The sequence below is a fragment of the Oceanicoccus sp. KOV_DT_Chl genome (genome assembly GCF_900120175.1).
Classification (GTDB): domain Bacteria; phylum Pseudomonadota; class Gammaproteobacteria; order Pseudomonadales; family Dasaniaceae; genus Oceanicoccus.
On record NZ_FQLF01000001.1, the window covers coordinates 516,160 to 540,566 of the forward strand.

General features: G+C 46.1%; 25 protein-coding genes and 2 pseudogenes. 16 read left to right on the forward strand and 11 right to left on the reverse strand.

From position 1 onward, the window contains the following. The first annotated feature begins 48 nt into the window (after positions 1 to 48). The 4 genes from UNITIG_RS02370 to UNITIG_RS02380 all read left to right on the forward strand — a co-directional run bounded on the left by UNITIG_RS02370 (position 49) and on the right by UNITIG_RS02380 (position 1,844). Positions 49 to 339, forward strand: a complete 291-nt coding sequence (locus tag UNITIG_RS02370) for a DUF427 domain-containing protein (protein ID WP_101756927.1) — start codon at positions 49 to 51, stop codon at positions 337 to 339. Between the two features lie 215 nt (positions 340 to 554). Beyond that, entirely contained in the window at positions 555 to 1,001 is a 447-nt protein-coding gene (locus UNITIG_RS23290; RefSeq protein ID WP_200821147.1) for a hypothetical protein, read from the forward strand. Positions 1,002 to 1,006: 5 nt separating this feature from the next. Further along, positions 1,007 to 1,342: a hypothetical protein gene (locus tag UNITIG_RS23295; protein WP_200821148.1), complete on the forward strand. Its 336-nt coding sequence runs from the start codon at positions 1,007 to 1,009 to the stop codon at positions 1,340 to 1,342. Positions 1,343 to 1,400: 58 nt separating this feature from the next. Beyond that, positions 1,401 to 1,844 (forward strand): acyl-CoA thioesterase, encoded by a 444-nt coding sequence (locus tag UNITIG_RS02380; protein ID WP_101756928.1) that lies wholly within the window; start codon positions 1,401 to 1,403, stop codon positions 1,842 to 1,844. Between the two features lie 133 nt (positions 1,845 to 1,977). Here UNITIG_RS02380 and UNITIG_RS02385 read toward each other — a convergent pair whose 3' ends face one another. Together UNITIG_RS02385 and UNITIG_RS02390 are read right to left on the reverse strand one after the other, a co-directional pair. Next, complete coding sequence (locus UNITIG_RS02385; RefSeq protein WP_101756929.1) at positions 1,978 to 3,369, reverse strand: Hsp70 family protein; 1,392 nt, start codon at positions 3,367 to 3,369, stop codon at positions 1,978 to 1,980. Positions 3,370 to 3,578: 209 nt separating this feature from the next. Further along, a complete protein-coding gene (locus UNITIG_RS02390; protein WP_235015219.1) occupies positions 3,579 to 4,022 on the reverse strand; it encodes a hypothetical protein in 444 nt (147 codons plus the stop codon). A gap of 1,009 nt (positions 4,023 to 5,031) precedes the next feature. Here UNITIG_RS02390 and UNITIG_RS02395 point away from each other — a divergent pair. The 3 genes from UNITIG_RS02395 to UNITIG_RS02405 all read left to right on the forward strand — a co-directional run bounded on the left by UNITIG_RS02395 (position 5,032) and on the right by UNITIG_RS02405 (position 6,773). After that, a complete protein-coding gene (locus tag UNITIG_RS02395; protein ID WP_101756931.1) occupies positions 5,032 to 5,385 on the forward strand; it encodes a nucleotide pyrophosphohydrolase in 354 nt (117 codons plus the stop codon). Further along, positions 5,378 to 6,175 (forward strand): methyltransferase domain-containing protein, encoded by a 798-nt coding sequence (locus tag UNITIG_RS02400; protein WP_101756932.1) that lies wholly within the window; start codon positions 5,378 to 5,380, stop codon positions 6,173 to 6,175. The genes UNITIG_RS02395 and UNITIG_RS02400 overlap by 8 nt, the downstream gene beginning before the upstream one ends. Positions 6,176 to 6,272: 97 nt before the next feature. Then, the gene (locus tag UNITIG_RS02405) at positions 6,273 to 6,773 is read left to right on the forward strand and encodes a hypothetical protein (protein ID WP_101756933.1); all 501 of its coding nucleotides are present in this window, start codon (positions 6,273 to 6,275) and stop codon (positions 6,771 to 6,773) included. A 291-nt stretch (positions 6,774 to 7,064) separates the two neighbouring features. On the opposite strand, the gene UNITIG_RS02410 is transcribed toward UNITIG_RS02405, so the two are convergent. From UNITIG_RS02410 to tatA, 5 genes are all read right to left on the reverse strand, one after another. Then, positions 7,065 to 7,643 (reverse strand): VPLPA-CTERM sorting domain-containing protein, encoded by a 579-nt coding sequence (locus UNITIG_RS02410; RefSeq protein ID WP_101756934.1) that lies wholly within the window; start codon positions 7,641 to 7,643, stop codon positions 7,065 to 7,067. A gap of 105 nt (positions 7,644 to 7,748) precedes the next feature. Beyond that, complete coding sequence (locus UNITIG_RS02415) at positions 7,749 to 9,179, reverse strand: PhoX family phosphatase (RefSeq protein WP_101756935.1); 1,431 nt, start codon at positions 9,177 to 9,179, stop codon at positions 7,749 to 7,751. A gap of 198 nt (positions 9,180 to 9,377) precedes the next feature. Continuing rightward, complete coding sequence (gene tatC, locus UNITIG_RS02420) at positions 9,378 to 10,202, reverse strand: twin-arginine translocase subunit TatC (protein WP_200821149.1); 825 nt, start codon at positions 10,200 to 10,202, stop codon at positions 9,378 to 9,380. Between the two features lie 38 nt (positions 10,203 to 10,240). Continuing rightward, complete coding sequence (locus tag UNITIG_RS02425) at positions 10,241 to 10,657, reverse strand: hypothetical protein (RefSeq protein WP_101756936.1); 417 nt, start codon at positions 10,655 to 10,657, stop codon at positions 10,241 to 10,243. Continuing rightward, the gene (tatA, locus tag UNITIG_RS02430) at positions 10,626 to 10,829 is read right to left on the reverse strand and encodes a twin-arginine translocase TatA/TatE family subunit (protein WP_101756937.1); all 204 of its coding nucleotides are present in this window, start codon (positions 10,827 to 10,829) and stop codon (positions 10,626 to 10,628) included. Before tatA ends, UNITIG_RS02425 begins: the two co-directional genes overlap by 32 nt. A 581-nt stretch (positions 10,830 to 11,410) precedes the next feature. Between tatA and UNITIG_RS02440 the strand changes: the two genes are divergently transcribed. The 9 genes from UNITIG_RS02440 to UNITIG_RS02475 all read left to right on the forward strand — a co-directional run bounded on the left by UNITIG_RS02440 (position 11,411) and on the right by UNITIG_RS02475 (position 18,583). Continuing rightward, entirely contained in the window at positions 11,411 to 12,361 is a 951-nt protein-coding gene (locus UNITIG_RS02440; protein ID WP_235015221.1) for a stomatin-like protein, read from the forward strand. A 5-nt stretch (positions 12,362 to 12,366) separates the two neighbouring features. Continuing rightward, positions 12,367 to 12,516 (forward strand): hypothetical protein, encoded by a 150-nt coding sequence (locus tag UNITIG_RS23935; protein WP_235015222.1) that lies wholly within the window; start codon positions 12,367 to 12,369, stop codon positions 12,514 to 12,516. Next, entirely contained in the window at positions 12,513 to 12,842 is a 330-nt protein-coding gene (locus UNITIG_RS02445) for an NfeD family protein (protein ID WP_235015223.1), read from the forward strand. Before UNITIG_RS23935 ends, UNITIG_RS02445 begins: the two co-directional genes overlap by 4 nt. Positions 12,843 to 12,885: 43 nt before the next feature. After that, the gene (locus tag UNITIG_RS02450; RefSeq protein ID WP_145999060.1) at positions 12,886 to 13,398 is read left to right on the forward strand and encodes a hypothetical protein; all 513 of its coding nucleotides are present in this window, start codon (positions 12,886 to 12,888) and stop codon (positions 13,396 to 13,398) included. A 21-nt stretch (positions 13,399 to 13,419) separates the two neighbouring features. Beyond that, positions 13,420 to 13,689 (forward strand): hypothetical protein, encoded by a 270-nt coding sequence (locus UNITIG_RS02455; protein ID WP_101756940.1) that lies wholly within the window; start codon positions 13,420 to 13,422, stop codon positions 13,687 to 13,689. Between the two features lie 52 nt (positions 13,690 to 13,741). Then, positions 13,742 to 14,272 (forward strand): YaeQ family protein, encoded by a 531-nt coding sequence (locus tag UNITIG_RS02460; RefSeq protein WP_101756941.1) that lies wholly within the window; start codon positions 13,742 to 13,744, stop codon positions 14,270 to 14,272. A gap of 364 nt (positions 14,273 to 14,636) precedes the next feature. After that, the gene (locus UNITIG_RS02465; protein WP_101756942.1) at positions 14,637 to 15,329 is read left to right on the forward strand and encodes a VPLPA-CTERM sorting domain-containing protein; all 693 of its coding nucleotides are present in this window, start codon (positions 14,637 to 14,639) and stop codon (positions 15,327 to 15,329) included. Positions 15,330 to 15,424: 95 nt separating this feature from the next. After that, positions 15,425 to 16,006, forward strand: a complete 582-nt coding sequence (locus tag UNITIG_RS02470; protein ID WP_145999061.1) for a hypothetical protein — start codon at positions 15,425 to 15,427, stop codon at positions 16,004 to 16,006. A gap of 417 nt (positions 16,007 to 16,423) precedes the next feature. Then, entirely contained in the window at positions 16,424 to 18,583 is a 2,160-nt protein-coding gene (locus UNITIG_RS02475) for a VPLPA-CTERM sorting domain-containing protein (protein ID WP_101756944.1), read from the forward strand. Between the two features lie 327 nt (positions 18,584 to 18,910). On the opposite strand, the gene UNITIG_RS02480 is transcribed toward UNITIG_RS02475, so the two are convergent. From UNITIG_RS02480 to UNITIG_RS02490, 4 genes and pseudogenes are all read right to left on the reverse strand, one after another. Continuing rightward, a complete protein-coding gene (locus UNITIG_RS02480) occupies positions 18,911 to 20,278 on the reverse strand; it encodes an ATP-binding protein (protein ID WP_101756945.1) in 1,368 nt (455 codons plus the stop codon). A gap of 83 nt (positions 20,279 to 20,361) precedes the next feature. After that, positions 20,362 to 20,484, reverse strand: a pseudogene (locus UNITIG_RS25400) (hypothetical protein); the annotation flags it as partial. A 259-nt stretch (positions 20,485 to 20,743) separates the two neighbouring features. After that, positions 20,744 to 20,953, reverse strand: coding sequence for a cold-shock protein (locus UNITIG_RS02485; protein WP_101756946.1), 210 nt, complete (start codon positions 20,951 to 20,953; stop codon positions 20,744 to 20,746). A 517-nt stretch (positions 20,954 to 21,470) separates the two neighbouring features. Continuing rightward, positions 21,471 to 24,233: pseudogene (locus UNITIG_RS02490) on the reverse strand (valine--tRNA ligase). Positions 24,234 to 24,407 lie beyond the last annotated feature (174 nt).

The following is a 24,407-nucleotide window of genomic DNA, read 5'->3' on the forward strand; positions in this document are numbered from 1 at the left end:
TAGCCAGCATTGGTTGGTCAGTATAACGACAATCCAAAGGAGAACAGTATGAAAGCATTGTGGCATGGGGCTGTTATTGCCGAATCCGAAGACACGGTTGTAGTAGATGGCAATCACTATTTCCCCATTAATAGCTTGCGGAAGGAACTCATCACAGCGAGTTCTCACACCAGCGCATGTCCCTGGAAAGGCACTGCCCATTATTACAGTCTGGTGGTCGATGGCGAAACTAATCAGGATGCGGCTTGGTATTACCCAACGCCGAAACCGGCAGCATCCGAAATTCAGGATCGAGTGGCATTTTGGCGGGGGTTGAAGTGGTGGCCTAGGCTGGTATGAGCTGCAGGGATCAATTGGATCCCTTTGTTTTTTTGTACAGCATATTAAACTTGAAATACTGGCGTCATCAGCGTGTTACACCAACCTTACTGCGATCAAGTGAAGTGGGTCGGTTGATTTAAATCGCCATAGCGTTTAATAAACTGTTAGCATTAATTTTGACTCGCTTGGCTAATATGGTCTCGAGCACTTCTTTATTCTCGCCTGGAAATACTATGTACCACCATCGTCTCGTCATCTCCTACAAGGGCAGCAGCTATTATGGCTGGCAAGACTTGGGTGCGAGCGAACAAAAGCCGACGGTGCAGGCCAGTATCCACGAGGTACTGAAAAAAATCTGTAAATACCAGCACTGTACTATTGCTGCTGCCAGTCGCACGGATGCGGGGGTTCATGCGCAGGGGCAGGTGGTGAAGGTTTCTATCGCATTAGATATTGATTCAGAAAAGCTGTTGCTGGGGATGAATTCGCTATTGCCTGCTGATATTCGTATTCTGCATTGCGAACCTTGCGCGGCTGAGTTTAATGCCAATAAGGATAGCAAGAGCAAAGAGTATCATTATTATTTTTGTGCCGACCCCATTTATAACCCTGTGCTCAATGACATCATTGCGCATGCCCCGCTGATAGTAAGGCATCAACTGCCGAGCCGCTTGATATAGAACTCATGCAGCGCGCCTGCAAGCTCTTTATCGGTGAGCATGATTTTTATAGCTTTGCTAAACGGGATGCCAATATAAGCTCTACCGTTCGCCGGGTGTTTAGCTGTGAAATAGTGCAATCATCCCCTTCTGTTTTCGGCGAAGACATTTATTATCTGAAAATTTTAGGGGATGGGTTTTTAAAACAAATGGTTCGTTATATTGCCGGTGCATTATTTTCACTAGGGAGAAAGCAGCTTAGCTTAAGTGATATCACTGACGCCTTACAGAGCCGGCAAGAGCAAAAAATCAGTGCCAGTGCCAAGTCGCGAGGACTGCATTTGATTAATATTTCGTATTAGCAATAAAGTGGATAGCGATTATTTACCACTAACATAATAACGAACAAGGTATAGCAGGATGACAAAACACACCACAGAAATGACGGTATTGGTGACGCCGGATATGAGTAACTTCGGTGGCAAAATGCACGGTGGCGAATTACTTAAATTGTTAGATCAAGTGGCTTACACCTGCGCCATGCGCTATTGCGGAAATTATGTGGTGACGCTCTCGGTGGATAATGTCGTGTTCAAACAAGCGGTAGCGATTGGCGAGTTGCTCTCGTTTCGCGCGTCAGTGAATTACACCGGGCGAACGTCTATGGAAATTGGTATTCAGGTAGTGGCTGAAAATCTGGAACTCGGTACTGTGCGCCATACTAACTCTTGTTACTTTACGATGGTGGCGGTGAATAAAGAGGGCAAGTCTGTTGCCGTAACGCCGTTCGTGCCTACCACCGATGATGAAAAGCGGCGCTGGGGGGAGGCTGAGTCCAGGCGTGAATTAAAAAAGGGGAAGTGAGTAATCTAGATTTATGAAGTCTAAATACGTTCGTCATTCCCGAGCAGAGCCTGCCCTCGAACGATTGAATCGGGGACGACTTCCGTTTTTTTAGTGCTCAGATTTATTCCGGATCGAATTGTGCGTACGCACATCAAACCTTGCACTCATACCCATAATAACTGGCAATGGCCAAGCCGCTGGCGACACTGGTGAAGGTGTCGTGTTGTACGACTTTATTGGGGAATATATTGTCCAATAATTCGACCACTGCGGCGATACGCGATGAGCCACCGGTGCGTACCACGAAATCAATGGTATTAGGGTCGACTTGAGTATTTTCAAACAAGTTGTCAATACAGGTTTGTAACGCCGCCATGACTTCGGCGATGATGCTATTCAGTTGCGTGCGAGAAAGCGGCACGCTCATATTGAGTTCAGGAATATCCAGTACGGTGGTTTCGGCATCGGAGAGTGCAATTTTTGCAGCTTTGATATTTTGAAAAATGCTGTAGCTATAGTTGTGTTGGATGACTTCCTGTAAACGCTGCAGTTTTTCTTTTTCGGCGCCGTCTTGTGAGAGGTATTCAGCAATTTTTCCCGTGTATTGGTTTTGATTTAACGTGTGGGTTATCGTCCAGTTCAACAGTGCGGTTTCATACAGGTCAAAGGGGAAGGGGGTTGTGACTAATGCACCGTCAACGGTTCGCGACCATTCAACGCCTTTACCTAATGCCGGGAAGATTAATTTTTCAAATAAAAGTTGATCAATATAGTCACCACCTAACGCAACACCTTCGGTGCCCAACACCTCAAATTGGTTTTTTTGATAGTGCACCAAACATAAATCCAATGTGCCGCCACCAAAGTCGACGGTTAACACAGTGCTGCCATCATTGATGTTTTGTTTTTGCACGAAGCTTAAACAGGCTGCCACTGGCTCCGGGTAGAACGTAACCTTACCGAGTTGGGCGTAGCTGCAACCTTCCTGGATACGATCAGTAGCCAGCATATTTTTACCCGCATCGCTGCCTTCAAATTCTACCGGGCGGCCCAGATAAATGCCTTTAGCTACATTGCCTACATTTTGTGTGATAGCTTTGCGAAAGGACAATAAAATCGGGGTGATCAATGCGACTAGCCGATAAGGCCGATCAAAAACCATGAGTCGTAAAATAGTGTCTTTACCTAGCAGACGTTTAATGCCCAGAAATAAACGTCCGGGTAAACCGTAATCTTCTGCCGCGCCGTAGATTAATTGATTGGCACCGCCTTCACCTTCGCCGCCCTCGCTAAAAACGCCACTGGGGTCAGCTTCAACTTCAGCAATCACTTTAGCGGTAATCTCTACCCGGCGGTCGGCGTTTTCATCGACATAGGACTGGATGGCGGCAGAGCCGGTTAATGCCTGGAAGTCGCGGTCCAGATGAATAGCGGTGGGCACTGTCTGGGCGTTGGCTTCGATGGCTATCATCCGTACTTCGGTGCCATCAAAGACCGCTATTGCGGAGTTGGATGTGCCGAAATCGATGCCTATACCTTTCATAGTGACCCACTTGAATAATTGAATTATATGTCGTTATCTAAGGCTCGAGCTGTGCGTGGCGTGCGAGGTTTTTGTGCCTTGGATTTTGAAAGTTGGCGATTAGGCCATAGCTGTAATTCATAGTCCAATATTTTTGCACATTGTGAGTGGAGGGGGGCTTGGTTCAAGTATATTCATGACCGTAGTGGTAAGTGGCTGGGTGCAATGGCTTATCCCATCTTCCCCATAATCAATAAATTTCGCGGACTTACCACGCTCTCACAAAATTGATAAACCCCCACCTCATAGCCATGCTCTTGCAAATACAGGGCACGGTCTAATACTAACCATAACTCCAAGGGGCGGTTAAATAGTCGGCGCAATAAATCCAGGCGGATGATTTGCTGATGTTTTTCTTTGCCTCGTTGCAAATAATCGTCGTAGTCAATCGCGCTGGGAAGTTCGATATCCCGGGCGGTTGCGGCCCACTGGCAAAAGCGGGGAAAATCCTGACGCAACAGTTTACTATTACTGGAGGGGACGTTGAGGTATTCATCAACACCGCGTAATTCACGCTGCAGTAAATCAAAGCCTAGACGCCAATAGCGTTCCTGTTCGCGCAATGCCCGTTCGCCGCGCCTTGCGGTTACAGGGTCTTGTACGGCCAGGTGCAATGCTTGCCGGTTTAGTATCAGAGTGGTTTTTTGCGCGGCTTTGGACAGCGGTTGATAAACCTCGGCAGTAATTTTGTGGTAGCAGCAGGGTGACAGGGCGACACCTTTGGCGTGGCTGACAGTGGCGTGTTTAAGCAATTGTACATGTAATTCGCCGCAGGCATGGAGGCCGATATGGATGTTGGCACTATCGTCGCAGGGGGGGGCGGCGGTTGCATAACGTCGTGATGATGGTAGTGAATATCAAGCTGCTGTTTGCTTGCCAGCTCTCTACCATCTCTGACTAATGTTTTATCCCATTCGAGGCAGTGTACAGGCTGATGCTGGCTGCGCTGCACCATGCGACTTAAATGACCTTTGCCAGCACACCAATCGACAAGTGGCGAATCAGCACGGGGCAGCGCGCTGGCAAAGGCGGTAATCTGTTCCCATTTGCGGCCGCTGATACCGATGCTGTCGAAGCGGGTTGTGGTCAGTGGTGTCGCTGTAGTGATGGGCAGCGGCTCGAAAGCGAATAGTTGCTCGCACAGTGTTGCTTCCAGCTCGTGAAACCAGCCTATGCGGCGTTGCTGATTATTATGCAGCTCAAGGGCTTTGTCGGTGCTTAAGGCTAATAGCGCTTCTTTTAAATGAGGGTGGCTGTGAAACCAGGGTAAATCATCATTGATAAAGGGTTGAGGCCCCCACAGATTTTGGCTAGCCGCCAGCACTGCGTCGAGTTGCCTGAACGCGGCGTTAAGCTCTGTGTTGATTGGCTGGTGAGGCATAAAGGAATATTGATTAAGGCTGGACGGGGGAGTTTAGCAATTTGGTGGCTTGGCTGCAGCTTAATTAGCCCTTCGTCGTTTCCGAAGGATTTTTATCGGGGAAATAACGCGAAGTGCTGAATGCATTCGTCATTCCTGCAGTAGTAACGGCGCCTGAATAAACAAGTCCTTCTGACTGCTACGCAAAAGCGAGTAAACTAGCCGCAGCCGATAACCCTATAAATGACCATCAGGATCTCACCATGATTAATACGTTGGATGATATTAAACACAAAGCGCGGGTTTACGCTGCCGAGCGCGATTGGGAGCAATTTCATACGCCGAAAAATTTAGCGATGGCGTTAAGTGTTGAAGCCTCTGAGTTGGTGGAGCATTTTCAGTGGTTGAGTCAAGAGCAATCTGCCTCGCTGCCAGAGCACACACTCGCCGCAGTGGCGGATGAAATAGCCGATGTGCAAGTGTATCTAGTGATGCTGGCGGATAAGTTAGGTGTCGATATATTGCCCGCTGTTGCCGGTAAAATGCTTAAGAATGAAATGAAATACCCTGCCGAAAAAGTCCGTGGTAGTGCCAGGAAATATACTGAATATGAGTGAATCCCTGGACCGCAATTTTGATGATCTGGCGGAGCGTTTTGCGCGCCGGGTTTATGGAGGCTTAAAGGGAGATATTCGGCTGGCGGTATTGTGGAGAGATTTACAGCCGGTGATTGCTGAATTGTCAACAGCGCGTCAACGACCGCTGCGTATTCTTGATGTGGGTGGAGGTTTAGGTCAGCTGGCAATTCGCCTGGCAGAGCAGGGACATAAAGTCACATTCAATGATTTATCACCGGTTATGCTTGCGGCTGCAAGAGCGCGCGCCAGTGAATTATCCGTTGAGCAAAACATGGAATGGATTAGTGCGCCCTATCAAGTGCTGCCGCAGCAGCTACAAAATAATAATCAGACAGTGGAGTTTGATCTGGTTTTATCTCACGCTTTGCTAGAGTGGTTAGAGAAGCCGGAACGTTTTATTCCCACTATCAAACCAATGTTAGCTAGTGATGGATATTTGTCACTGTGTTTTTATAACCCTGCCGCCAAAATTTATCGCAATCTTATTCGCGGAAATTTTAATTGGCTGCAACAAGATTCGTACATCTCTGATCAGGGTAGTTTGACACCGAATAACCCTAGCACTATTGAGCAGGTCAGGCAGTGGCTGGCTGATGCCAATTTATCTATTACATCCGAAAGCGGTTTGCGGGTGTTTCATGACTACGTGGTGGATAAGCGCGGTGGGCATCAATCAGCTGAGCAGGTGTTGGCGATGGAATTGGCTTATTCGGAACAGCAACCGTTTAAATGGTTGGGGCGCTATTTGCATGTATTGGCAAGGAAGTAATTCAGGGTTGATTTATATCATAGAAATTTTATATTAAAGGCTTACCTTGAAGTTATAGGCTTTATTGAATTACCAACGTTTCACGGAGGTTATTGTCATGTTAGAGAAATTGAAAGAATCAATTGATAAATCACAGCAGCAGTTAGCGCATGTTGTCGGTAAACTAGAGGATCAGTTTGAAGATGTCAGCGAGGATGTTGAAAAATTGTGGCAACAAACCCAACCTAAACTTCATGATTTAAAATCATCACTGGCTGATGCTGCGAAATCACTGCATACCCAAACCGACGAGGCGCGCTTGCAGGCGCATTTGGCAACCATGGATGCTGCGGATCAATGGAGTTACCTAAGTGAAACCGTTAGCGAGTTGGCCCGCCACGCGCAGAGCAAAGGCCAGCACGAGTTGCAGCATGCCAATTTGCAAGCTCATCTTGCTAAAATGGACGCGCGGGATTTTGTTAACCAGCAGGGAAAAACCATTCGGCAGGATTATCAGCAAGCCCGTGATAAATTGGAACAGGCCAGTCACAAGGCTGCTGATAGTATGGAGCGCAGTTTTGCCAATATTGGTCAGGGCTGGGTTGGGCCGTATGTGTAATGTATGGTCAGAAATATACTAACTGGATGCTAGATGCTAGATGCTAGATGCTAGATGCTAGATGCTAGATGCTAGATGCTAGATGCTAGAGGCTAGAAGCTAGAGGCGATAATGATTGTGCTATGAAAGGTAGTGGATGCTGTATGGGTAATGCTGGCGTTGCTGGATGAGTTCCAATAACCGAAACAACACACTGTTCCAAAATATTTTTTTTGTGACGCAGGAGTGCGCACTTAATCAAAATTTAAGTGCGCACTCTGCTACCGCAGTGCTATTGAGGTTTTAGTAAGTTCAGGCCCTTTTGCGACCTGCACCTACCAGGCCTAACAGCGCAGAACCAAATAACCAGGCTGCAGCTGGTACCGGTACTTCATTGACTTGGCTTAGGTTCAATGTGTAATCATAAGTGCTGCCAATCGAGAAGCCGGCTTCACCGCCTACTGCGATAGTGTAGACACCGTTTTGAGTCAGTAAGATATCTAACAGTGATGCACTGTTCCCAGCTGTAGGGAAAAATGTATTAGTAGTTGCTAGCAACGTATTGTTAGCGAAATTACCGGCGTGATCAAAGCCACTGTAAAGCAATTCCAATTCAGTGACTTCACCGAGGTACAGGCTGATACCGGCATCCAACAAGTAGCCATTGCTGTTTATGGGATCGACGGTAATATTCAGTGTTTGTCCGGCAATACCATCGAGTGTCCAAAAGTTTACTTCATCACCATTGTAAGGGTTGTCCTGTACCCAGGCAGTGTTGCTAGTGGTTTGGCCCATAAAAATGCCACCACCCGTGATATTAGCAATGGCCAAAGTAGCATTGGCAGCGGGGGCCAACAAAATAGTGGTTAGTACAGACATAACTATTTTCATAATAATTCTCCAAAAAAATAAACTAGCGATAGTTGCGGGTAATACTCACAGTGGTATCGCTAGTGGATTGATTACAATCAGGAATGTTTAAATCATTGCCGGTTTTTAAAGTGCGCCTTTATTCCAGGGGCCGGTAATAGCAAAGGTAATGCCGGGTGTCTGGATGTTGACGAACAACCATTCGTTATGGAAATCAGCGCCAGCCCACTCCTGTCCGACGTAGTTGCCAGGGTTAACGTTGTCAATAATGTTACCGCTGGCATTGAGTTCGAAGTCGGCATGAGCAATATCACCGGCGCTCAGGTTGATAACATTTTCGGCAAAAATAAATGAACCGCCAGTAGGTGTCAGGCCGCGTAAGCGACAGGGCGAACCGCCGTCTTCACACATAAGAATGCCACCGCGTGGGCTGACTGCGATGTTGTCAGGATTGTCGGCAGTGGTATTGCCGATATCGCTGGAGCCAGTTGATTCAAAAATCATCGTTAGAGTTTCACGACGAGGGTCATACACATAAACCTGACCTTGACGGGCAGCACCACCATCAGTCGATACGAAGAAAATTTTGCCGCTGTCATACCAACAGCCTTCACCACGTGAAAAAGAAGCGCGACCTGGTGCGGAATTAAATACGCGGCCATCCAGTGCCTCAGGATCATCAGCAAGTACCCACTCTACATCCCAGCTGGTGCCGTTAGCGAAGCTTGGGTAGCTGGAACCATCGCCGAAAACAAAGTCATCGATACCGACTACTTTTAAGGCATAGAGAGAACCGCCAGCTGAGGGATTGTTGGGCTGATTTGGACGGAACTGGTAAAACGCAGAAGGTCTGGCATCTTCGGTTTCGTAGATATAATCGCTTACCGGATCTACCGCACAAGCTTCGTGAGAAAAGCGGCCCATTGCTTTAATTGGTTGCGCTGTAGCCGCACCAAATCCAGGTATATCGAATACCCAGCCGTGATTGTAGCCATTGTTAGTCGCTGTAGTTTCTTCACAAGTTAACCATGAACCCCAGGGCGTTTTACCGCCAGCACAATTCCGAATAGTGCCGGTTAAGCTGGCATAAGATGCGATCCACTGCCCGCTTAAGGCGTCGAAAATCAAGTTAGAAGTTCCGCCGGCAACAGCAGGATTATATTCGGCAGGACAGTTCATGCGGATGCTGCTATTGGTTAGCTCATGGTTGCGTACTAAAGCAATACGGCTACCTTTTGATGCCACTACCCCCATTCCGTCATGGCCGCCGGGTGTTAAGTTGCCATCAACCATAGGCTGTCCGCGCCAGCCAAACGTTTTGTAAGAAAATCCTTCAGGTAGTGCAATTAATGGCAAGCCGGTAGTGTCATCATTAACCGGAGCGATTGGACCGTAGTCATCAGTGTAAGCAACTTGCGCTGAGGCTTTGCTCGCCATGGCAGTTAATGAGATTGCTGCGGCACCACTAACGCCACCTTTAACGAAATCACGACGGGAAACGACGGGTTCTGTTGCTCCATCGGTAGATAGCAATTCCTCTATAGAAGTGTTGTTCATTTTTTTTCTCCAATGTTTAAAGTTATTAAGCTATTAACGGTCAATTCTTTTGTGCCGTGCACAAATACACTTTATTCATTGAATAAGAATTTTTGATAACAGTCAGTTGACAATAAAATGAAGTTTTTATGTGGAAGTAATGAACAGAAAATGGCCGTTGCTGCGGTAAATGTTTTTTACGTTACTAGTTTGTGCTACTCATGGTTTTACTGAGATTTTCGGTTGCTTTTTTTCCATTATTCTAATCAGTAAAATGGCGACTTCATAAAGTATTAGTACCGGCATGCCTAATGCAATTTGTGATATCAAGTCTGGAGGAGTAATGAGTGCGGCAACGGCAAAGGTAATGACGATGGCATAGCGGCGTTTTTCGGTAAGAAATTGTGCGTCTATTAACCCAGTCTTGGCTAGCAATATCAACGCAACAGGTAGTTCAAAGCTCAGGCCGAATGCAAGGATTAATTGAATAACTAAACTAAGGTATTCACTGACCCTTGGTTCCAGTTCTACAGCCATTGCTGAGTCGCCGGCCAGAGTTTCGAAACCTAGAAAAAACTGCCAGGCTAGTGGGAAGACGACAAAGTAAGCCAGTGAGGCACCTAGTACAAATAGTATGGGTGTCAGCCAAAAGAAAATTTGAAGCGACTTTTGTTCATGGTTGTATAGCCCTGGAGCGAGAAATTTCCATATTTGGTTGAGGAAAAAGGGCGCGGTAAAAAAGAATGCAGTAAAAAATGACAACTTTAAGTAAGTGAAAAAAGCTTCGTGCAAGCCAGTGAAAATCATTCTTCTATGTTGGTTTTCACCAAAAACCTCAAGTAAAGGGCGCAATAGAAAGGCGTATATATCCTGAGCAAATAAATAGGCTGCACCAAAAACGATGGCAAAAAATACAAAGCATAGTAGCAGGCGTTTGCGTAATTCAACTAGATGGGTGAGTAGTGGGGCAGTATTGTTTACAGGGTTGTTATGTTTCATGTCGTTATCGTTATTATTGGAGGTGAGCTCGCTATCTATGTTCATGACTTGAATCTATTGTTGGCAGAGCATCATCAACTGGCTTAGGCGATCGAAGATGGCTGTGCTTCAGCGGGTTGATTTAATTGATCCTGTTTAATTTTATCAACGGCAGCATTAAACTCCTGTTCAATTCTTTCTACCGCTTCTCGATCTCTAAGAGGTTCATCTATCTTAAGGCTTGTTTTAATATGCTCGGGGAGTAATTCAAAATAATCGGGCTGACCATTATTCGGTCGAGGATTGTCGGTTTGGTCTATTTCTACTTCCAGCTTTCGTACTGAGAGCATAACGTCCTGATAGATGCGGCGCATTTTTCCACGCAGGGTTCCCATGCCGCGGGCGAGCGCGGGTAGGTCTTTGGGGCCGATAACAATAAGCGATAGCGCACAAGAAATAATATTTCTGCCCAGCCAAGATCCAGCATTATTAGCGCTCGGCTTTAGTGATACTGCTTTCATCCAGTTTTGGCTCGTCACTGGAGGTGGCTTCTTCATCTATTTCCCGCATGCCGGTTTTAAAGTTTTTTATCCCTAAAGCCAAGTCTGACATCAACTGCGGCACTTTTCCTCGGCCAAATAACAATACAAATAGAACGACTACTATTAGCACCTGCCAAAAACTGAGACTCATCGCATTATCCCCTGACCGTATGAACGGAATATTTATTTAATCATCGAGCTTGATTGTCATGTTGTCGCTAGACAAGAATAAACTTAACCTACTGCTATGACAGAAATGTGAAGGTTTTGAGTTTTTGATAGGTTTTGGGTATCTGGAAATGTAGGCCTGTGTGATTGCTGTTCGCTAATGAGGTTTGGTGGGTATTCATACATAGCGGCGTTCAACCTGAGCTGCTCTTTTTGTTCAGGAGTGGCAGTTTTCTTAATTAAGTTGTTGGAGTTAGCTGCTTTTTTAATCAGCCTCATTCTATGCAGCTGCCGGTCTTAAGGGACTTTGTCATAGTGGCTTGTTTTCTGTATGAAGGGGCGCTTCCTCATTAGGGCCTAGCTGCGCAGGAAGATCTAATTCTTTAACCTGTGGTTTGTTACAGGTATGATGATCTGACTAAAAAATAAATTTCTCAGGATTAACCAACAGCCCCTATGCAGGAGCAGTGTTATTAACGCATAGGACTGTTTCACATCATCGTGACTACTATCAGGAAGACCCCTAATGGATCAATCAATTAGCTTATTAACCAGCCCTTTATTGTGGATTGCACTCATCGTGCTATACACGCTAAAGAAAGGTATTCATTTTGTCCTCAAAACAGGGGTTATGTTATTTACACGCTAGGCAAGTATGATAAGACCTTATCCGCCGGATTGAATTTTATTGTCCCATTTGTACAAGCGGTAGCCGCAGACCGAAATTTAAAAGAACAATCTCTTGATATCTCCTCGCAAACCGCTATTACAAGGGACAATATTTCTTTGTCCATTGATGGCATTCTTTTTATGAAAGTGACTGATGCTGGTGCAGCAACTAACAATGTGACTGATTACAAAACAGCGGTGACGCAATTAGCGATGACGACAATGCGTAATGCCATCGGCTCAATGGAGTTGGATGATTGTTTCCAAAGCCGTGATTTGATTAACGCTAAAATCTTAACGGCAATGACTGAAGCGACAGCGCCCTGGGGTGTGATGGTCACCCGCTATGAGATTAAGGATATTGATCCACCGCAGAGTATCCGGGAGGATATGGAAAAACAAATGACTGCGGAGCGTGAAAAGCGCTCGGTTATTTTGACTGCGGAGGGGGTCAAGATTTCGGCAATCACTAAAGCTGAAGGTCTTAAACAGGCTAGAGTATTGGATGCAGAAGGCGCTAAGGCTGAACAAGTGTTAGCGGCTGAGGCGCGTAAAGAATCTCAAATCCTCGATGCGACGGGTAAAGCAGAGGCCATTCGGTTAGTTGCAGAGGCAGATGCTAATGCCCTTGCCACGATTGGTAAGTATGCGATTACTGAAGAAGGTAAATCAGCAGTGACGCTTACCTTGGCACAGGATGCGATTAAAGCTCATCAGGCCATTGCCAGTGAAAGTACGGTGGTGCTGACGGATGGTAAAACTGCTGACAATATTGCTAACACTGTCGCTCAGGCAATTGCAGTATCAAGCAGCCTAAAGCTTCCGGGTAATGGCGCAGGGGTGTAATTAAGATGGATATCGTGCAACATTTTTCCAATCATCATGATCAGTTATATTACCTGATCGCCGGCCTCAGTTTTGTTGTTGAGTTGACAGTGATCGGCTTGGGTGGCCCGCTTTTATTTTTTGCGATAGCCACGTTAGTTACTGGGTATTGGTGAGTGCTGGTGTTATTAGTGGTTGGGAAGCTGAGTTATTTACCTGCGGTGTTTTGACTGGTTTAGCTGCCTTGTTGCTATGGCGGCCGCTAAAGCAGTTTCAAAACTCAGGCGGTGGTCCTGACACCAGCAGCGATATGATCGGGCAACAGGTGCCGGTGAGTACCGCGGTTACCCATGCGGTGGGTGGTACTATTCGGCATTCGGGAATTAATTGGAATGCCCGGTTGTCTAATGGTGCCGCTGTTGAGAGTATTGCGGTTGGCGAGATTTGTGTGATTGTTGGTGTTGAAGGTAATGTGATGTTGGTTGAGCCCTTTGGTAAGTAGTCCGTGTAACATGGAGTAATAATTTTCTCTATTGAGAGGAAGTATGAAAAGAACGATTTTAAAACGAAGGTGGGAATTTAAAACCTCTGAACAGGTTAATTATTCAAGAATTAACGGTTATCTTTCGTGCATGGAGGTTTTAAATAATGGGCCTGGCCATTTATGTTTGTATGAGTTGTCTCCAGTTGCCCTGAACGGCAATCGACGCGAGTCTTTGATTGCACACCTGAATAAGATCACTCATTTGGATATCAGCGACAATATGTGTAGCTGGGATTGGGAGGTGAGATTAGTTAAAGCTGATAACCCGGTGGAAAAATTATCGGCTGTTATCGATCAGTTCTTTTTTGGACAACAGCATTCGCCGACCTTGGTTGATAGCAAATACAAAACCCATTTTTTAGATGTATTAATGGAAGAGATGAACTATGTGCCGATTAAGTTTTATGAAGCTATTAGTTCAACGGATGAAACCTGGCATGAAATCTGGTGGAATGATTATTTGATTGATGCCGGTGGGGAATTATTCCACCTGCATTTTGGTGCCACTAATTAAGACTTAGCGTAGTAGGAAATTATGGAAGTTAAATCAATAGAGTTACAGCTTAAAGATAAACTGATTAGTTTATCTGCGGCAACTACCAGAGCGGATTTGATAGCAATGTTGGGTGAGCCAGATGAAGTTGAAGGGGCTAGCGATACTGCCAAAAACGGTACGGTGTTGGTGTATGTTGATGCCGAGTTTCATTTTTTAGGTGATGCGGCCACGGATAAGCTGGCACTGATTTATCAGGAAATGGAAATTGGTGGTGAGCGCTATCCAGAGTACTCAATCAAATTAAAATAAATACTAGCGACGCTGACGATTACCTTGAGGCGCTAATTAATAAGGATTACCTGTGGCGCTAAAACCTACGATTTATAAAGCTAATATAGCTCTGTCGGATATGGACAGGGAGTTATATGACACGCTATCCCTAACGATTGCTCAGCATCCTTCCGAAACGCTGGAGCGGATGATGGTGCGGGTGTTGGCGTTTTGTTTAAATGCGCGAGCAGGATTGCAGTTCACCAAGGGTTTGAGTACGCCTGATGAACCCGATATTGTGGCGCGGGAGCTGGATGATCAATTTGCCTTGTGGATTGATGTCGGTGAGCCGTTGCCGGAAAGAATAAAAAAAGCCACGCGCATTGCGAAAATAGTCAAAGTCTACAGTTTTAATTCTAAATCGTCGGTCTGGTGGCAGCAAAATCAGCAGAAGTTTCGTGATTTAAATGTAGCAGTTTTTCAATTGCCTTGGGAAGAGGTGCAGGCGCTGGCAGGATTGGTACAGCGGACGATGGATTTCTCGCTGACAGTCACTGAGGGTACCGTGTATGTCTCTGGTGATGTTCTTGGTTGCGAGTTGCAGCTGGTTCAACTGCAATAAAGTTTGGTTGTAGCCATTTTATTAGTTGTTATAGCACAGGCTTTTATTTGAGATAGCGTTACATTTATCATAGTAAATCTGGCGTCTTATTTGCGAGATGCCATGTGTTTATCATCAAAAGTTTAGCTGTATTCAATAAATTTTGTGTAGCAATAAAGTAAAATCGTTGCTATTGACACTGAAGGAATATCAGATAGTTGCTTTGTTTTGGTAATACTTCGGGTTGTCGATTGGTCTGTCGAGAGTTTTTACATAATCTGTTTGACTTGAAGTCGAGCTAAGAAGCATACTCTATTATGAAGCTGGGTTGGATGAATTTATAATAGACCGGCATAATTATAATAATGTAAAGGAGTGCATCCTTATGCTAATGAAATCTCTAGCTCTAGCTCTAGCTGGTATATCACTCTCAACTCAAGCAGCTATTGTCGATCTAGGTAATATTACTCGCGATACGGCTTCAGGTCTGGATTGGCTGGATCTTACGGCCACAGCTGGTTTGTCTTATACGGATGTGCTTTTACAAATGGACGTTGGTGGTGATTATGAAGGTTGGCGGTACGCTTCTGCAGCGGAGTTTGATCAACTTGTCGTTAGTTTTGGATACGCTCGCATAAATACTGAATGTACTTATGCTGTGCAGCACTGTGATGAGACTCTATCAGGTGAAAACAATTTAATTGAAGACATGATAAATACTTTAGGCGATACACAAAATTTTGCCTATGATCAACAGGAGAACGCGGAAGATATATCATCAACAGGCTCTGGATTTTCACTAGGACTTTTAAGTGATAACTTTTTTTACCCTCAACTAAGTAATGCGCGCACCTTGGCTTTGATACATGATGGAGAAACCATTGATCGTGCTAGCAGCCTTCCTTTTGCCGATCTGGATGATGCTGTTGTCACCGCTTACACTTTTGCATTGACGGCATCTAGTGATGATCGGTTTGGTAGTTTTCTTGTTAGACCGTCTGAAGTGCCTATTCCCGCAGCTGCCTGGTTATTTAGTTCCGCCTTGATTGGCTTAGCTGGAGTGAAGCGCATTAGATAATTATCTAATACACTGCGTTTGATATTCTTTAAATGGCATAATTTTTTACACGCTGTGCGTACATTAAATATAAGAACATAAATGGGAGCATTAGTATGCTGAAGTCCCCACTAGCCTTGATTGGCTTGTTATTTTTATCAATAATCTCGAACGCTGCCATTATTCCGGTCAGTATTACCACAACAGGCAGCTTTAGCAGCGACATGCCTAACTTTGTTGGCGAAACATCTTCGGGTACCGGGTCAGGGTATTATGATAGTGTTAGCGGTTTGCTCGAGTATGACTTCCAGGCCACATCTACCTCGGATGTAGAGCTTTATCAATTTACTCTTTTCGGAAGCAGTTCTATTGATACGTTCGCCGGTACTGGCAGCTTTATTACTACAGACTGTACGGTACAGCTGGACCTATATGGTTTTGGTGTCTGCGAATATAACCCTATTGGAGTTTCCAGCCCCATATACCCCATCAGCTCATCCGCGATTGATGAGCAGGGCAACGGCGTGATGTTAACGAGTGTCACCCGATATACATTCCTGGATGGCTCCCCGATACCTGCACCTTATAGTATGGATATCAACTTTACTTACAATGTAGTCAGCATACCGGTGCCCGCAGCTGCATGGTTATTCTCTTCGGCATTAATTGGTTTAGTTGGCACTAAGCGTAAAAACTAACAGCCGCCGATGCGGCTAGTGATGTTTATCTATCGGTTTATCTTCAAGATACTCATCACATAACGCGACCAATTTTGCCATTTCATAAGGCTTACCTACAAAGCCCTGCATACCGGCTTGCAGACACTGCTGCTTGCGTTCCAGCCTTCAGTAAAATTAGTTTACATATAAACTAAAATCGCTGATATTTAGCCATCAAAGGCATTTATAAATTTCTTTATAGATAATTTAAATCCAGTTGATGTTGTTTTTTTCTTTTTTGTATCACTAATATGGAATTGTGTTATGTAGCTAAATTATTTTGGTGACAACACGATTAGATATTTAGCTTAACAGCCCTGCGCTTTACAGCATTTGAAATCTATGAGATTCTACTGAACATCTAATAAAAATAATGTTCACATGGAGTACGTGGTCATGGATACTTTTTCTTCACTGCGAAGGGTTACCTTAGCACTTGCCATTTTGATATCTTCTTCAACAGTTTTAGCCGAACTTCCGGAACGCTGGGAGATTAGTCGCTTAGGCTATTACGATAGTGCCCATACTAGTACTACTGGCAGACAATACACTTCTTATACGGCAATGATTGACAGTGGTCAGGTAGTGGGCAATAGCTATCGTTACAGTGGTACCAGTATTACCGGATATACAACTTGGATACATGATTCAGGCATCAATACTCGTATAGGGTTGTATGGCACCGGGTATGTACGTGACGATGGAAGCCAATTTAGTTACATTAAGTACCTTGCTACAGACGGCACCGCATCTGGAACCAGCAACCGGTACAGTGGTATGGAAAGTCTGGGGACCAGTGCCTGGTACTACAACGGCAGTACTACTGTTCAAGCCGGCTTCACTGACGCGGTTCATACCCGCAGCAGTGACGGCTATCAAAACAGTACCTTTATTCCCTATGGCGCTAATACCACAGCTGCAGGGCATAGCACCCGTTACAGCGCGAGTTCAGTCGAATCCGGCCAGACTGGCTGGCGAGTCATTAACGACGTTACCTATCGTATCGGTTTATATGATGCGGCATATACAACAAGCAGTGGATATCAATCTACAACGATTAATGGATCCAATGCTGCGGGGCAGTTGGTTGGTACGAGTGAAATGAGCGGGACTTACAGCACTATGCGTGGTCGCTCCGCCTGGATTGCCAATGGCGCAGTTACCACGCGTATTGGTCTAATCGATGCCGAGCACACTGATTTTTATGGCGTTCAGAACGCCAGCTTCCGAGGTATGAGTGATAGCGGCTTTGTTATCGGCTACAGCGATCGTATAGATGGCGGGCAGTCAGGTTGGGTATATAACGGCTCAAGTACGCGTCGAGTTGGACTGACTGGCAGTGACTTTGTTAGCTACTCAGGTAGCATGGAAACAACCATTTCTCGCCTTAGTGAATCAGGTTATGTGGCGGGATCCAGCTATCAGCACGGCACTAATTGGGGTAACGCCGCCTGGGTCTATAACGGCGTTAATACTCAGAAAATTGGTCTCTATAATGGCGTTCACCGTAGTAGTGTAGGCACACAGTATGTTAATGCCAGTGAACTGAATGAGCGCGGTGATGTAATCGGAACATCCAGTCGTTATGCCGGTAATAGTAATAACGGTGTCTCTGCCTGGATATATACGGGCGGCTTTACACGGCAGCTGGGCTTTACTGGTACGGGTTATCAGCGCAATGATGGCTATCAATACCACTACTTGGACGCACTGAACGACAACGGTCAGGTAGTTGGTGCCAGTTCGCGCTACAGTGGTGCTGATAATATCGGTTTAAGTGCCTGGTTCTATGACAACGGCATCACTACGCGGCTCGGGCTTAGCGGCGCGGCATACACATCCGACAGTGGTAACCAAATGTCCCGGGTCAAAGACCTGAATGAACAAGGGCAGGCGGTTGGCTTCAGTAATTTTTATGAGGGCGAATCCTTTCATGGTCGTTCCAGCTGGCTGTACGACCACGACAGCGGAGAGCAACGCGATATTGGCTTGAGCGGTGAAGACTACACTCGCAATGATGGTTACCATGAAACTTATGCCGACCAACTAAATGAGAATGGACAAGTCGTGGGTACTACACGCCGCTTTGTTGGAGACAGTGTCAATAGCGGTGAGGTTTCCTGGTTATACGATTTCGAGCTGGATGAAACGTTTGAGTTTAACCTCTCAGAAAGTGATACCGGTACTGCCGATAGTGACGTAATGTATTTTGACGAGAGTGGGCTGGTGCTTGGTCGTTATGCCCTTTATGACGGCGCTACATATATGGGCGCTCGGGCCTTTTACTTTACAATTGAAGATGGTCTATGGGATCTCGGGGAGTTGCTGGGTCTTAGCGGTGTTGATATCGCCGATCATGGCTGGGAAAGTCTGGCGAGTGCGATCCATTCTGGAGATCTTGGTCATATTCTCGGTTATATTGATGGATATAGTTACGCCGGAGGCCAGTCAATGTACTTGATGACGCCCGCAGAAGTTCCGGTTCCAGCTACCGCATGGCTGTTGGGTTCAGCACTTGTTGGTTTGGTGGGCGTCAAACGCAAAAGTAATGGCTAAAATTAATATCAAAGCTCTTTGTTCGGCAATAGGGGTAATTTTTTCTTCGGTTTATGGCTACGCTTCTTCTTCAGTTGAAGAATAGCGATGCAATTACCGGTTGGCATCACGGCACATTACTACATTCTTGAAATTTTAATGTTAGTAATATCAGAAGTCTGGTATGAATGTGCTTGCAAGCTTTACGATTTAGTCTGATCAGGCTATCTAGTGCTGTCAGGTCAAGTTGGCTACATTTCACATTAGCTATTTTGGTTTGCCAGCTATAATTGAATCATTTGATAGAGAGCTATACGGGTGAATGATTGGGCGAAAAAGTATTTATATTTAGCTTTCCGTTTTATCTTCAAGATACTCATCACATAACGCGATCAATTTTGCCATTTCATAAGGCTTACCTACAAAGCCCTGCATACCGGCTTGCAGACACTGCTGCTTGCGTTCCAGCTGTACGTCAGCAGTGAGGGCGATAATAGGCAGCTTGCATCCCTGAGCGCGTAAGGCGCGGGTGGTATCCAGTCCATTCATAATAGGCATTTGTACATCCATCAGGATCATGGCAAAGGTGCTAATGCCGTTGTTCTCTATTGATGAAGTGTATGCTTCGATCGCTTCTTTACCATTGTTGACAACAATAGATGTTAAACCGAGCAGAGTGAGTTTTTTACGAATGATCTGTTGATTGATGACGTTATCTTCTGCCACCAGCACGGTTCGTAGATAGTTTCTATTCAGGTCCGTTAAGGGCGCTGATTCTGGCTTGGAGTCAGGGATGGATTGCGTTACCGCAAGTGCTAGCTCGAAGGTAGAGCCAAGGTCTGGCTGGCTATTAATACGGATGGTGCCGTTCATTAAATCTGCCAGCGCTTTACTGATAGATAATCCTAAGCCAGTGCCGCCAAAACTGCGAGTGATGGAGGAGTCCGCTTGGGTAAACATATCAAATATAGTGTGTTGTTGTTCGGCAGTCATACCAATGCCGGTGTCTGATACTGTTAGCAGCCACTGTAATTGATTGTTTTCTGCGGGTTGTAGCGAACTTTTTATCTCGACTTGACCACCAGTATTGGTAAATTTTATAGCGTTAGAAACCAGATTGGTTAAAATCTGCTGGATGCGAGTAGGGTCACCGACGACTCTGGTATCTTCAGTTGGAATGTCGAGCGTAAAGCGGATGGACTTATTATTGGCGCCGACTTTAAATAATTGATAAACACTAGTGACTAGTTCTTTAGGACTAAAATCAACCGTTTCAAGCGCGAGTTTACCGGCGTCAATTTTCGAAAAATCCAGTACGTCATTAATAATTCGCAGCAAACTTTTAGCGGAGTCTATCACCAGTGTTGCCAGTTCCCGTTGCTCGCTATCCAGCTGGGTAGTCATCAATAATTCCTGAGCACCGAGAATGCCGTGAATCGGTGTGCGAATTTCATGACTCATCACAGCGAGGAATTCGGATTTGGCTTGTGCTGCCAGGTCGGATTGTTCTTTTTGCCGCTGCAGGTTTTCTTGTATAGCTTTATAAAAACTGATGTCGCGAACAATAGCCTGAATTACCTTTTCACCTTTCCATACTGTCGGGCTGAGTAATACATCGGTATAAAAGGGTTCGCCGGTTGTGCGTTGATGTACCCACTCAAATCGCTTATGCCCCTTATCCAGAGCTTCCTGTATATTTTTTTTGGCCAACTCCATAGAGTTAGTGCCGCAGGGTTGTTTGTCGGGGAGAGGTCGCCGGGATGTTTGGTGCAGAATTGCTCCATCGTTGGACAGGCAAATATTTTTAGTGTGGCAGGGTTGCAATAAACGAATTTATTTTCGCCAAGCAGCATCATTGCATCGCCACTCAGTTCAAACAATCGCTTAAAGTTTTTATCCTCAAAGATGGCCACGTTTTCCACTCCCTTTGTGCTAGCACGAATAGTAACGCTTAGTGGAAATGGTCGACAAGCGTTGTTTTGATTTAAGCTGTTAGGATGAACGGGTGCTGGTAAAAGGGTAATGGATTAGCAGTGAATCTCACAATTGGGTTTGGCGGTATTTTATACGGAGTTTAAAGCGGCGAAGTGCGTTGGATTCGGTAGGAATCAGGTGGGAAAAGCCCGGCTTGATGGCTATCAATTGCCGGGCAGCTGTATTTAAAATCATCGTTGGCGAATATCAAACTTTAGAGACTTCCTCTGCTTGAAACCCCTTCGCGCCCTGACTAAGCGCAAATTCAACTAGATCACCTTCGTTCAGTGTTTTATAGCCATCACCTTGAATTGAACGAAAATGTACAAAGACATCATCCCCTTCTTCTTGAGTAATAAAACCAAACCCCTTGGCATTATTGAACCACTTTACCGTTCCCGTGACGCGCTCTGACATCTTAATTGAACCTCTTTAATGCTGGTTTATTATTGATTATTTTGTTGAGATAAGTTGCCGGTGCTATTGCCACTCTACGGCGGCATATAGCATCGGCAGAGGAGTATCGTTCGTTACCGAATGATAGTTCCCGGGGGAGAACAGTCAGCTTAAGCGCTGTACTGCGGGCACAAACCCAGCTATTGACAATTACTTGTCGGGGCGTGAGTTTGATGCTTTTCTTGCGGCGATTAGGTTGGAATTTGCACGCAACAAAATCGTTCGGTTCGCGATGAACTGATCGGGAGGTTGCTGCCATTACTGGATTGCAAAAAATTTTTGCCAACCATAGCCTGTTGTTATTATTGCTATTGATGGTTACCACTACTTACTACATCGAGCGATTAAAATTATTGTTGCGTCGATACTAACGCTAGATAGTCGTCGATGTCTACATTTCCACTAAAAAAAATATTGAGGAAGCGAGCAGTGTGTGAGCTACTCGCTGTTAATCAGTTTTAGTGGTTGCTAATGGTAGTTACATAGATTGAATTTGCTTGAGCTGCTCAGTGAGTTTATCCAGTGACTGTTGCTGCTTGGCTTGTTTCTCACGCTCTTTTTCAACCACGTCGGCAGGGGCTTTATCCATAAATTTGGGTTGTTGAGTTTACCGTCGATGCGGGCGAGATCTTTTTGCAGTTTTTCAATTTCTTTACCGAGGCGAGCGGTTTCTGCTTCAGTGTCAATAAGGCCTGCCATCGGTACCAGCATTTCCATATTGCCTACCAGTGAGGTAGCGGCCATCGGTGCATCACTGCCAGCCTCTAACCAGGTCACGCTTTCCAGCTTGGCTAGCGTGGTAAGGAATTGTTGATTGTCGTCCAAGCGCCGTTGGTCTTCGCTGTCGCCATTTTTTATCAACAGTGGAATGCTTTTAGCCGGTGAAATATTCATTTCTCCGCGTATATTACGTACGCCAACGATGACACCTTTTACCCATTCAATATCGGTATCGGCTTGCGGGTCGATGTAATCCGGGTTGATCTCTGGGTAGGGCTGCAACATGATGGTCGGCCCTTGCTTGCCTGCTAGCGGTGCTACTCGCTGCCAAATTTCTTCGGTAATAAACGGCATGAAGGGGTGCAGCAAGCGCAGGGTGGTTTCGAGTACCCGGATTAAGGTGCGACGGGTGCCTTTTTTCAATGCGGCTGGCGAGTTGTCATCCCACAGGACCGGTTTGGAAAGCTCCAGATACCAGTCGCAGTACTCGTTCCAGATAAATTCATACAGCGCCTGTGCGGCGAGATCAAAGCGGTATTGCTCCAACGCCTTGGCGACTTCCTGCTCGGTATGCTGCAAGCGGGAAATAATCCAGCGGTCAGCCAGGCTTAATTGATGATCGGTGCTGCCGTCCTGACCACACTCATGCTCTTCGGTATTCATCAGCACGTAGCGTGCAGCATTCCAGATTTTGTTACAAAAGTTGCGATAGCCATCGATGCGGCCCATGTCGAACTTTATGTCGCGGCCAGTGGATGCCAGCGAGTAGTAAGTAAAGCGCAATGCATCAGTCCCGTACGCTTCAATGCCGTCAGGGAATTGCTTGCGGGTAGATTTTTCAATCTTTTTCGCCATTTGTGGCTGCATCATACCGCTGGTGCGTTTGCTGACCAGTTCTTCCAGCTGGATACCATCAATCAAATCGATCGGGTCGAGTACATTGCCCTTGGATTTGGACATTTTCTGGCCTTCGGCGTCACGCACCAGACCGTGTACATAGACTTGCTTAAATGGCACTTCGCGTTTGAAATGTAAGGTCATCATAATCATTCTGGCAACCCAGAAGAAAATGATATCGAAGCCGGTAACCAAAACGCTGGTGGGGTGGAAGGCTTTCAGTTCTTCGGTTTCTTCCGGCCAGCCTAGGGTAGAAAAAGTCCATAAGGCGGAGGAAAACCAGGTATCGAGTACGTCGTTGTCCTGCTGTAAAGCGATGTCACCCAGGTTGTGTTTGGCGCGCACTTCGGCTTCATCGCGGCCGACATACACATTGCCCTGATCGTCATACCAGGCGGGGATGCGGTGACCCCACCACAGTTGCCGGGAGATACACCAATCCTGAATGTCACGCATCCAGGAAAAGTAAATGTTTTCGTATTGCTTGGGGACAAATTCGATGTCGCCATTTTCTACGGCTGCAATGGCGGGCTTAGCGAGTGTTTTAGCATCGACATACCATTGATCGGTGAGATAAGGCTCAACCACGACGCCAGAGCGGTCGCCAATCGGTAACTGCAAGGTGTGGTCGTCGATTTTGTCTAACAAGCCCAGTGCGTCGAGATCGGCGACGACTTGCTTGCGGCAAACGTAACGGTCCATGCCTTGATAGGCGGCGGGCACGTTTTGGTTCATGGCGGCGTTATCGTCGAGGATGTTGATCATCGCCAGATCGTGACGCTTGCCCATGTCATAATCATTGAAGTCGTGAGCGGGAGTGATTTTTACACAGCCGGTACCAAACTCGCGGTCGACATAGTCGTCGCCAATGATGGGGATTTCGCGGTCAGTTAGCGGCAGTTTGATCATTTTGCCGATCAAATGTTGGTAGCGCTCATCTTCAGGGTGAACAGCCACTGCGCTATCACCGAGCATGGTTTCAGGGCGAGTGGTGGCAACGATGAGTGAACCAGAACCATCACTTAGTGGGTAGCGGAAATGCCAGAGGTGGCCGGCTTTTTCTTCGTTAACGACTTCCAGGTCAGAGATGGCTGTATGTAATACCGGGTCCCAATTGACCAGACGGGTACCACGGTAAATCAGTTTTTTCATACAGGCGTACGAATACTTCCTGTACCGCATGGGATAAACCTTCGTCCATGGTGAAGCGTTCGCGGGACCAGTCTGTTGATGCGCCCATACGACGCAGTTGACGAGTAATAGTGCCGCCGCTTTGTTCTTTCCATTCCCAGACTTTTTCGATGAACTTGTCGCGACCCAGTTCATGACGATTAATGCCCTGCGCTTCCAGTTGCCGTTCGACCACCATTTGGGTGGCGATACCGGCGTGGTCGGTGCCCACTTGCCAGAGCGTGTTATCGCCTTTCATGCGGTGGTAGCGGATTAACACATCCATAATGGTTTCCTGGAAACCATGGCCCATATGCAGGCTGCCGGTGACATTGGGCGGCGGGATCATAATGCTATAAGGATTGCCTTCGCCGCTGGGGGCAAAATACCCGTTGGCTTCCCATTGTTGATACCACTTAGTTTCAATGTCAGAGGGTTGGAATGTTTTATCCATTGTTGCTGGCTACTTCTTGTTGAGTGATGTGTGGATGCGGCAGTGCTATGCAGGAGGCTGTCGCAAAGGGGCGTCAGTATACAGTAGTTAGGCGCGGGCAGGAAAACCCTGCGCCGCATTTATCTTCTTTTGATCGGATGGTAATGCGTGTTTATTTATCGAGGTGCCTGGCTG